Here is a 9,072-nt window from a genome sequence, read left to right as displayed (position 1 = left end):
CCACGTCCGCAACGGGATGCCCGGATGATCGAAACGCCGCCCCTGGTGGACCAGCACTGCCACGGAGTGCTCCGTACGGAGCTGGGACTCGCCGGCGTTCAGGGGCGCCGGGTCAGGCGATGGACGCGGCGACGATCGCCGCCACGGCGAGGTTGCAGGCCGCGGTGACCCAGACGGCCGGGTGCGGCTCGGGGTCGACGACGATGGCCCCGAGCTTGCCCGGGGTCACCAGGTCCAGCACGAGGAAGGCCACCGCCATCAGGACGAGGCCGAGGACGCCGAAGGCCGCGGTGGACAGCAGGCCCTTGCCGAAGTCGTCGTACGTGGTCCAGATCGAGGTGAAGACGATGCCGCCGATGCCGAGGAGCGCCGAGCTGAGCATCAGGGCCGCGTTGCGGTTGCGCTCTTCCCAGATCTGCTTGGGGAGCTTCCCGGGCGTCAGCACGTCCACCAGGACGATGCCGAGGACGAGCAGCACGAGTCCGAGGGCTCCGTAGGCGCTGGTGCGGCCAAGTCCGTTGACGATGTCGCTCATTGAGAAGCCTGTCTCCGCGTGGGTGGGATAGGGATGGACCAGGACCGGCCAAAGGGGCCGTGGGGAGGCCGAATCTATCGCACGCCCTGGTCCGGGACCATGGGGAGGTCAGGAAATGGCAAAGGTCAGGGCTGCGCTGCCGGCGGAGGCCGGCGCGCTGACGGCGCTGGTGATGCGGTCCAAGGCGTCCTGGGGTTACGACGCGGCCTTCCTCGCGGCGTGCGCGCCGCAGCTGCGCGTCCGGGCGCAGGAGGTCGCGGCCCGGCGGATCGTGGTGGCCGAGGACGCGCGCGGTCGCCTCCTCGGGCTCGCCTCCCTGGAGGACGAGCCGGAGGACGAGCCGGAGGACGAGGGTGCGCGTCCGGGGTCGGGGGGCGGGCGGGTCGCACGGCTCGGGTCGCTGTTCGTGGAACCGGACGCGATGGCCCGGGGCGTGGGTCGTCTGCTGTACCTGGACGCGGTGCGCCGGGCCGTCGCGCTGGGGGTCGACCGGCTGCTGATCGACTCCGACCCGTACGCGGCGGGCTTCTACCGGGCGATGGGCGCGCGCGGCGCCGGGGGCTCCCCGCCCGGCCTGGTCCGCTTCGAGGTGGCCCCGGCTCCGTTGGCCGACTGGGCGCGGGCCTGGACGGGCGGGATGCCCGCCGTCCACGTGGGCAACGTCGGGGAGTTCAACGCCCAGTTCGCCGACCCCTCCCTGGACGCCGGGCAGCGGCCGGCGCACGACTACGCCTGCCTGGCCGCCTTCTACAGCCCCCGTCCGGCGGCCCTGTTGCTGCCCCGACCGGTGCCGGCCGGCTGGGCGCAGTTCGTCGGCCGCCGGCTGGGCTGGGATCCCGCGGTGGAGGTCTACGACGGCCTCGCGGGCCGGGGGCCGGGCCTGTCGGAGCGGATCGCGGCCCGGCCGGCGCTGGTCGGGCGGGTCACGGGGCGCGGGCTGCCCCTCGTGCCGTGGGGGCGCACCGAGGCCTTCGCCCGGCTGGCGGGCCCGCCCTGGCGGCCGGAGGAGCTGCGGTACGAGTCGAAGTCGGCGGCGCACGCCCTGTTCGCCCGGATCCTGGCGGGCGGCGGGCACCCCCGGATCGTGTTGCCGGGGCAGTGGCGGGCTCCCGGCCGGCGCTCCGCCGCGCGGATGCTGGCGGCGCGCACCCGGGCCGGTGCGGGCACCGTCCTCAAGTCGGAGTACGGGGTGGGGGGTTCGGGCACCAGCGTGTGGAGCGCGGCCGAGGTCCGGGCGGCGGGCGGGGCCCGCGCGGTGGTGCGCCGACTGCCGCGCGGCCCGCTGCTGGTGGAGGAGTACGTGGAGGGCCCGGCGGACGGGGCGGGCGGGCCCCGGGACCTGACGTACGACGGTTTCGTGGACGGGTCGGGCCGGCCGCACGAGGTGGGCGTGGCGGTGATGGAGGTGGCCGGCGGCGGGTACCGGGGGGCGACGGTGGGGCCGGGGGTGGTGCCCGAGGGGGCGGCGGGGGCGATGCGGGCCTTCGGGGCTGCGGTGGGCCGGGAGTTGGCCGGCGACGGGTACCGGGGGTGGTTCGACGTGGACTTCGTCGCCGATCCGCGGGGACGGTTCGCGCCGACCGAGACGAACCTGCGGCTGACGGGCCCGTCGGTCGCCTTCGTGGTGGCGGCCGGGCTGGACGCGCTGCGGGGCGCGGGACACCTCGTACGGATCGTGGACCGGGTGGAGTTGGGGGCACGGTTGGCGCCGGCGCAGCTGATGGAGTGGTGCGGGGACCTGGCGCGGGAGTGCGCGCGCTCGGGGGCGGTGTTCGTGCCGGCGATCCCCACGGGAGCGGACGACCCGGCGCCGTGGGTCGGGGTGCTGGTGGCCGCGCACGACGCCGGGGTGTTGGACGCGGCCGAGGAGCGGGTGCGCCGGAGCGCGCTCGCGGTGGGCGCGGGCTTCGAGGGACTGTCGGGTCCGAGGGGCTCGGGCTCGGGCTCGGGCTCGGGTCAGTCCTCCTCGACGCGCCCCTGATGCGACGGGGGGCGCCAGGTCAGGAAGCGGATGACGAGGAAGCCCGCGATCATGAGCGGGATGTTGAACAGGTAGACGAGGGCGGCCTGGTGGGGCCAGTCCGTCCTGGACGCCAGTCGGTAGAGGTTGTCCTGCGGCCACCAGGCGATCAGCAGGTAGGAGACGGCGAGGTGGGCGGTGGTGGTCAGCCCCTCCCCGCGCCCGTGGACCCGTAGCGTCCTCTTGCCCCACAGCAGGAAGGCCAGCCCGTAGACGAAGGCCCACGCCTCGCACACGTAGAGGCCGACGAACAGGTGGGCCCAGGGTCCGGGGACCCCGCTCAGGCCGGTGGAGCCCGGCCAGACGAAGCGGGTGGCGACGAGGACGACCACGACCGCCGGGATCATCAGCAGGCCGATCAGGCAGCCCCAGACCAGGGGGCCGGTGTCGCCCGGGGCGGCCCCGTACTTGGCGCCGGTCGACGGGTCGGCGGCCGGCGGGCGCGGGACCGCGCCCCGGTCCTCGCGGCCCCCGCGGTCGCGGGGCAGGGTGCGCAGCCGTACGAGCCGTCGGGGGATCGCGGGCGGCGGGATCCGGTCCGCCAGGTGCGCGCGCAGTCCCGCCAGGTCCTGGGAGGGGGCGACGCGCGCCCAGCCGGGGTTGTCGGGGGTGGGGGTGACGTAGGCGGCGAGCGTGGTGCGGGCGCCGGCGGGCAGGGGCAGGGGCCGGACGACGGCGCCGCCGAAGCCCGGATGGGCGCGGATCTCGCTCTCGACGGTGTACGGGTCGAGGCGGGTGCCGTCGTCCAGGGTGACGCGGTCGCGCAGCCGGCCGCCGAACTCCAGGAGGCCGTCGGGGCGCAGCCGGCCGAGGTCCCCGGTGGGCAGGGCGTCGCTGCCGTCGGGCGGGGCGAGGTGGAGCTGCCCGTCGTGGACGTGGACGCGGCAGCCGGGGAAGGGGGTGCCGAGCAGGGACAGCCGCTCGGGGTCGTCCAGCGGGCGGCCCGGCTGGGAGGGTTCGAAGAAGGTCCCGACGCCCGCCGTCTCGGTGAGGGCGTAGACGTTGAGGACGCGGGCCCCGACGCGCAGCCGGTCCTGGAGGGCGATCTGCTCGTCGAGGTAGAGCCGGTCCCCGGTGACGGCGAGCAGCCGCAGGGAGCGGAGCCGCTCGTCGGGGGCGCGGCGGGCGGGGGCGGCGTACGGGGGCCGTCCGGCGGGGGCGGTCAGGCGGGCGGCGCGGCCGGGGTCGGTGTGGACCACGGTGACCCCCTCGGCCCGGACGGTGTCCGCGAGGGCGGCCGGGTCCCGTTCGGCGGGGTCGGGCAGGACGAGGGCGCCGCCGGTGCACAGGGCGCGGGTCCAGCCGGCGGCGAAGGGGAGGGCGTCCGGCGGGCCGGTGAAGAGGTGGCGGTCATCGGGGGCGAGGCGGGCGACCTCGGTCCAGCCGTCGAGGGCGGCCAGCAGCAGCCGGTGTCCGACGGCGACGGGGCGCGGGTCGGCGGAGCCGGCGAGCAGGACGGCGGCGGGCGGATCACCGAACGGAACGGCGGGCGGATCGGCGGACGGACCGGTGGGGAGACCGCCGGACGGACCGCCGGGGGCCTCGCCCGGGCGCGCCGCGGGCACGGGAGAGGCGCCCGGGGCCCCGGCCGCCACGGGCCGCGGCGGGCCCGGCGGCGCGGGCGGGTCGTCGTCCGCCGCGTCGAGGAGGAGCACGGACGGCCCGTGCCCGTGCCCGTCGTCGAGGCCCGCCCGCCCGGGCCCGTCGGTGAGCAGGAGGTGCGGGGCGAGCGCGGCGAGTTGGCGGCGGCCGGTGTGGGCGTCGGCGGCGTCGACGATCGCGTAGGTCGCGCCCGCCTTGAGGACGGCGAGCAGGGCGACGACGAGCGCGTCGTGGCGTGCGGTGCCGATCGCGACGAGGGCCGGCGCGGGCCGCTCCCGTACGGCGAGCCCCTCCGCGGCGGCGATGCGCAGGGCCAACCGGTCGACCCGGGCGCCGAGTTGCCCGTAGGTGAGTCGCCGTCCGCCGTGGACGAGGGCGAGGGATTCGGGGGCGCCGCGGACGTGGCGCTCGAAGCGGTGGACGACGGTGTCGACGGACGGTCTGTCGGGGCGGGCCGACGGCGGTGCCTGCGTCATCCTCCGATGATGGCACCCGCCACCGACCGGCACGAGGTTCCTCCGGGACTCGAACTCCCCTTCTCCTCAAGGTGGTTGATCGACGGGTGGCCGGGGCCCGACCCCCGTTCGGGTGGTCGCGGATACTTCCTTGACCTCAACCAAAGTCGAGGTTCTAGCGTGGGGGCATGGACATGGAAGTCACCGCCTGGACCTCGCTGCACAGCACCCTCACCGCCCAGCAGGGCCGCCGGCCGCTCTCCCGCGCGAGCCTGCGGCGCGTCGCCGCCTTCGCCCGCCCGCACCGGCGCGGGCTGCTCCTCTTCCTGCTGCTGAGCGTGGTCGGCGCGCTGCTCGCGGTGGCCACCCCGCTGCTGGCCAGCCGGATCGTCGACGCCATCGTCGAGGGTACGGACAGCGGTCTCGTCACCCGCCTCGCCCTGCTGATCGCGGTGATCGCGGTGGCCGAGGCGGCCCTCGGACTGCTGACGCGCAAGCTGTCCGCCACCCTCGGCGAGGGACTCATCCTCGACCTGCGCACGGCCGTCTTCGACCACGTGCAGCGGATGCCGGTCGCCTTCTTCACCCGGACCCGGACCGGGGCCCTGGTCAGCCGCCTCAACAACGACGTCATCGGCGCGCAGCGGGCCTTCAGCAACACCCTCTCCGGGGTGGTCGCCAACACCGTCACCCTGCTGCTGACCCTGGGCGTGATGCTGACCATCTCCTGGCAGATCACCGTCCTGGCCCTGGTCCTGCTCCCGGTGTTCGTCCTGCCGGCGCGGCGGATGGGGAGCCGGATGGCGGCGATGCAGCGCGAGGCGTCGACGCTGAACGCCGCGATGGGCACGCAGATGACCGAACGGTTCTCCGCCCCCGGGGCCACCCTCGTCAAGCTGTTCGGCCGGCCCGCCGACGAGTCCGCCGAGTTCGCGGCCCGCGCCGCCCGCGTCCGCGACATCGGCATCCGTACGGCGATGGCCCAGTCGGCCTTCATCACCGCCCTCACCCTGGTCTCGGCCCTGGCCCTCGCGCTGGTCTACGGACTCGGCGGCCACTACGCGGTGCGCGGGACCCTGGAGGCGGGCTCCGTGGTGGCGCTGGCCCTGCTCCTGACCCGGCTGTACGCGCCGCTGACCGCCCTCGCCGGCGCCCGCGTCGAGGTGATGAGCGCCATGGTCAGCTTCGAGCGGGTCTTCGAGGTCCTGGACCTGGAGCCGCTGATCGCCGAGAAGCCGGACGCCCGCCGGGTGCCGGACGGCCCCGTGGCGGTGGAGTTCGACGGCGTCTCCTTCGGCTACCCCTCCCCCGACAAGGTCTCCCTCGCCTCCCTGGAGGAGGTCGCCGGCCTCGACACCCGGGGCGGCGAGCGGGTCCTGCACGACGTGTCCTTCCGCGCCGAGGCGGGCCGCATGATCGCCCTCGTCGGATCCTCCGGGGCCGGCAAGTCGACCATCGCCCAGCTCCTGCCCCGGCTCTACGACGCCGACGAGGGCACGGTGCGCATCGGCGGGGTGGACGTACGGGACCTCACGGCCGACTCGGTGCGCGAAACCCTCGGCATGGTGACCCAGGACGGGCACCTCTTCCACGAGTCGGTCCGGGCGAACCTGCTGCTGGCCCGCCCCGGCGCCACCGAGGAGGAGGTCTGGGACGCCCTGCGCCGGGCCCGCCTGGAGGGGCTGGTCGCCTCGCTGCCGGACGGCCTGGACACGGTGGTCGGCGAACGCGGCTACCGGCTCTCCGGGGGCGAGCGCCAGCGGCTGACCATCGCGCGGCTGCTGCTGGCCCGCCAGCGCGTGGTGATCCTCGACGAGGCCACCGCGCACCTGGACTCCACGTCGGAGGCGGCGGTGCAGGAGGCCCTGGCCGAGGCCCTGGCCGGGCGGACGGCCGTGGTGATCGCGCACCGCCTGTCGACGGTCCGGGCGGCCGACCTGATCCTGGTGGTGGAGGAGGGGCGGATCGTGGAACGCGGGACGCACGAAGAGCTGTTGGCGGCGGGCGGCCGGTACGAGGAGCTGTACCGGACCCAGTTCGCGGACGCCGGGCGCGCCGGCGGCGGCGCGGTGACGACCTCGGGGGCATGATGGCCCGGCGGGCCCCGGATCCGGGGCCCGCCACCGATCCAGGAGTGCGTGATGGACATCAAGCTGGAACTGGTCGCCGTCCCCGTCACCGATGTCGACCGGGCCAAGGCCTTCTACGAGCGGATCGGTTTCCGCGCCGATCACGACGTGACCGTCAGCGACGAGATCCGCTTCGTCCAGCTGACACCGCCCGGATCGGCCTGTTCGATCGCCCTCGGCAAGGGCCTGACCCGCATGGTGCCGGGCTCCCTGGACAACATGCAGGTCGTCGTCGCCGACATCGAGGAGGCCTACGCCGACCTGCGCGGCCGGGGCGTCGAGGTGACCGAGATCCAGGACATGCCCTGGGGTTCCTTCGTCTACTTCTCCGACCCGGACGGCAACGGCTGGGCGGTCCAGCAGACCACCCCCCGCGCGAGCACCCCGGGCGCCGGCGACGCCTGAACCGGGAGGCCGGGCCCGCGCGCGTTTGACCTTCGAGTGGGATGAGAGTCGAGAATCCGGTCCATGGACGGCACCCCTGGACTCATGAGCATCAGCGCGTTCGGCCGGCTGGTCGGACTCGCGCCGAGCGCCCTGCGCTTCTACGACGACTGCCGCGTACTGCCCCCCGCGCGGGTCGACGGCGTCACCGGATACCGCTACTACAGCGCCGCGCAGCAGCCCCGCGCGGCCCTGCTGCGGGACCTGCGCGAGGCGGGACTGGCCCTGCCCGACGTGGTCACGGTGCTGGACGGGCCGGCCGCGGGCGCGCGGGAGGTGCTGGAACGCCACCGCCGGGCCGTCCGGGAGTCCGGGCGGGCCGCCGAAACGGCGATCCGCGCCGTCCTGGACGCCCTGCCGGGCGGCCCGGACCGTACGGAGTTCACCCTGGGCGGGGCGGAGCTCGCCGGCGCCGTGCGGCAGGTGGCGCCGGCGGTGGGCACGGACCCGGAGCACCCCGTCCTGGGCCGCGTGCTGGTGGAGTTCGAGGAGGACGAGGTCCGCTTCGTGGCCACCGACCGCCACCGCCTCTCGCTGCGCGTCCTGCGCCCGAGCGCCCTGACCGGCCCGCCCGGGCAGGTGCTGATCGAGGCGGACCTCCTCGTCCGGCTCGGTGCCTGGGCGGTCCGCGCCGCCGAGGTCACGCTGACGGTCGGGCCGGGCGCGTCCCCGCTCGTCGCGCGGGCCCGCGGCGAGCGGCGCGAGGTGGCGGTGGCCGGGGGGACCTACCCCGCCTACCGCAGGATGCTCGACGCCCTCGCCGCGCTCCCCGCCCCCACCCACCGGGTGGTCGTGGACCGGACCGCCCTGCTGGGCGCCCTCGCGGCCGCGGGCGACGTCCCCGCCGTGGTCCTGGAGCTCGGCCCCGACGTCCTGCGGGTGGCGGACGTGGCCCTGCCCGCGTTGTGCGGGGAGGAGGGGCCGCTGCGCGTCGGCTTCGACCCGGCCGTGCTCGCCCCGGCGGTGGAGAGCGGCGTCGGGCCGGACGTGCTGCTGGAGATCCCGTCCGCCCCCCGCCCCACCCTGGTCCGCTCCGCCGACCAGGGCAGCTTCACCACGCTGGTCATGCCCGTCGCCCTCCCCCGCGCCTGAAGGACACCCCGCCATGGATCCGCACAACACCGTCGTACGGCTCTGCGCCGAGGGCATGGCCGCCGAGGCCGAGGGCCGCGCCGTCGAGGCCCTGGCCCTCTTCCGCCGGGCCTGGGACGCGGCCGGCGACGACTACGAGGCCTGCGTCGCCGCCCACTACCTGGCCCGGCACCAGAGCACCCCCGAGGACACCCTGCACTGGAACCGGGTCTGCCTCGAACGCGCCGACCGCGTCGGGGACGAACGCGTCCGCGCCTTCTACCCCTCCCTCCACGCCACCCTGGGCCGGGCTCAGGCGGAACTCGGCGCCACCCGCGAGGCGCGCGCCCACTTCGAGGCCGCCGCCGCCCGCCTCGACGACCTTCCCCCGGGCCCTTACGCCGAGTGGATGCGGCTGCGCGTCGCCGAGGGCCTGCGCGGGACCCGCGGCGGCCCCGCGGACCCGCCCGCCGCCGACCCGCTGGGCCCCTTCCTCGAACGGCTGCGCTCCCGGGGCGACCTCGCCTCGTTGGCCCTGGTGCTGCCCCCGTACCTGGGCGACACCGGCCGGTCCGAGGACGCCGCGCGGCTCACCCTCACCCTGCGGATGCTGCACGCCGAACGTCGCCTGCCCGAGCGGGAGCAGGCGGAACTCTCCGCGATCATCGGGGCGAGGGGGTAGGGGGTAGGGGGTAGGGGGTAGGGCGCGGCGGGGGCGCCCCCCCCCCGGGCCCGGGGGGGGTGAGGGGGGGGGGGGGGGGGCGGGCGGGCCTTGGGGCGGGGCGGGGGCGTCGCCCCACATCCATCCGGGCCCCA

General features: G+C 76.2%; 7 protein-coding genes. 5 read left to right on the top strand and 2 right to left on the bottom strand.

Annotated features, from left to right (window positions below):
• Positions 1 to 112: 112 nt before the first annotated feature.
• The gene (locus AB0D01_RS39135; protein ID WP_363064095.1) at positions 113 to 535 is read right to left on the bottom strand and encodes a DUF350 domain-containing protein; all 423 of its coding nucleotides are present in this window, start codon (positions 533 to 535) and stop codon (positions 113 to 115) included.
• 115 nt (positions 536 to 650) lie between these two features.
• Between AB0D01_RS39135 and AB0D01_RS39130 the strand changes: the two genes are divergently transcribed.
• Positions 651 to 2,516, top strand: a complete 1,866-nt coding sequence (locus AB0D01_RS39130) for a GNAT family N-acetyltransferase (RefSeq protein WP_363064093.1) — start codon at positions 651 to 653, stop codon at positions 2,514 to 2,516.
• Here AB0D01_RS39130 and AB0D01_RS39125 read toward each other — a convergent pair.
• On the bottom strand, positions 2,492 to 4,633 hold the full coding sequence (locus tag AB0D01_RS39125) for an AMP-binding protein (RefSeq protein ID WP_363064091.1): 2,142 nt from the start codon (positions 4,631 to 4,633) through the stop codon (positions 2,492 to 2,494). The genes AB0D01_RS39130 and AB0D01_RS39125 overlap by 25 nt on opposite strands.
• 167 nt (positions 4,634 to 4,800) lie before the next feature.
• On the opposite strand from AB0D01_RS39125, the gene AB0D01_RS39120 reads away from it, so the two are divergent.
• The 4 genes from AB0D01_RS39120 to AB0D01_RS39105 all read left to right on the top strand — a co-directional run bounded on the left by AB0D01_RS39120 (position 4,801) and on the right by AB0D01_RS39105 (position 8,938).
• Positions 4,801 to 6,702: an ABC transporter ATP-binding protein gene (locus tag AB0D01_RS39120; protein WP_363064089.1), complete on the top strand. Its 1,902-nt coding sequence runs from the start codon at positions 4,801 to 4,803 to the stop codon at positions 6,700 to 6,702.
• A 51-nt stretch (positions 6,703 to 6,753) separates the two neighbouring features.
• The gene (locus tag AB0D01_RS39115) at positions 6,754 to 7,146 is read left to right on the top strand and encodes a VOC family protein (protein WP_363064087.1); all 393 of its coding nucleotides are present in this window, start codon (positions 6,754 to 6,756) and stop codon (positions 7,144 to 7,146) included.
• A gap of 63 nt (positions 7,147 to 7,209) precedes the next feature.
• The gene (locus AB0D01_RS39110; protein ID WP_363064085.1) at positions 7,210 to 8,277 is read left to right on the top strand and encodes a MerR family transcriptional regulator; all 1,068 of its coding nucleotides are present in this window, start codon (positions 7,210 to 7,212) and stop codon (positions 8,275 to 8,277) included.
• Positions 8,278 to 8,290: 13 nt separating this feature from the next.
• Entirely contained in the window at positions 8,291 to 8,938 is a 648-nt protein-coding gene (locus AB0D01_RS39105; protein ID WP_363064083.1) for a hypothetical protein, read from the top strand.
• Positions 8,939 to 9,072: the final 134 nt, after the last annotated feature.

This window comes from Streptomyces sp. NPDC048606, from assembly GCF_040650855.1.
Taxonomy (GTDB): domain Bacteria; phylum Actinomycetota; class Actinomycetes; order Streptomycetales; family Streptomycetaceae; genus Streptomyces.
This window is presented reverse-complemented; position numbering and strand designations above follow the sequence as displayed.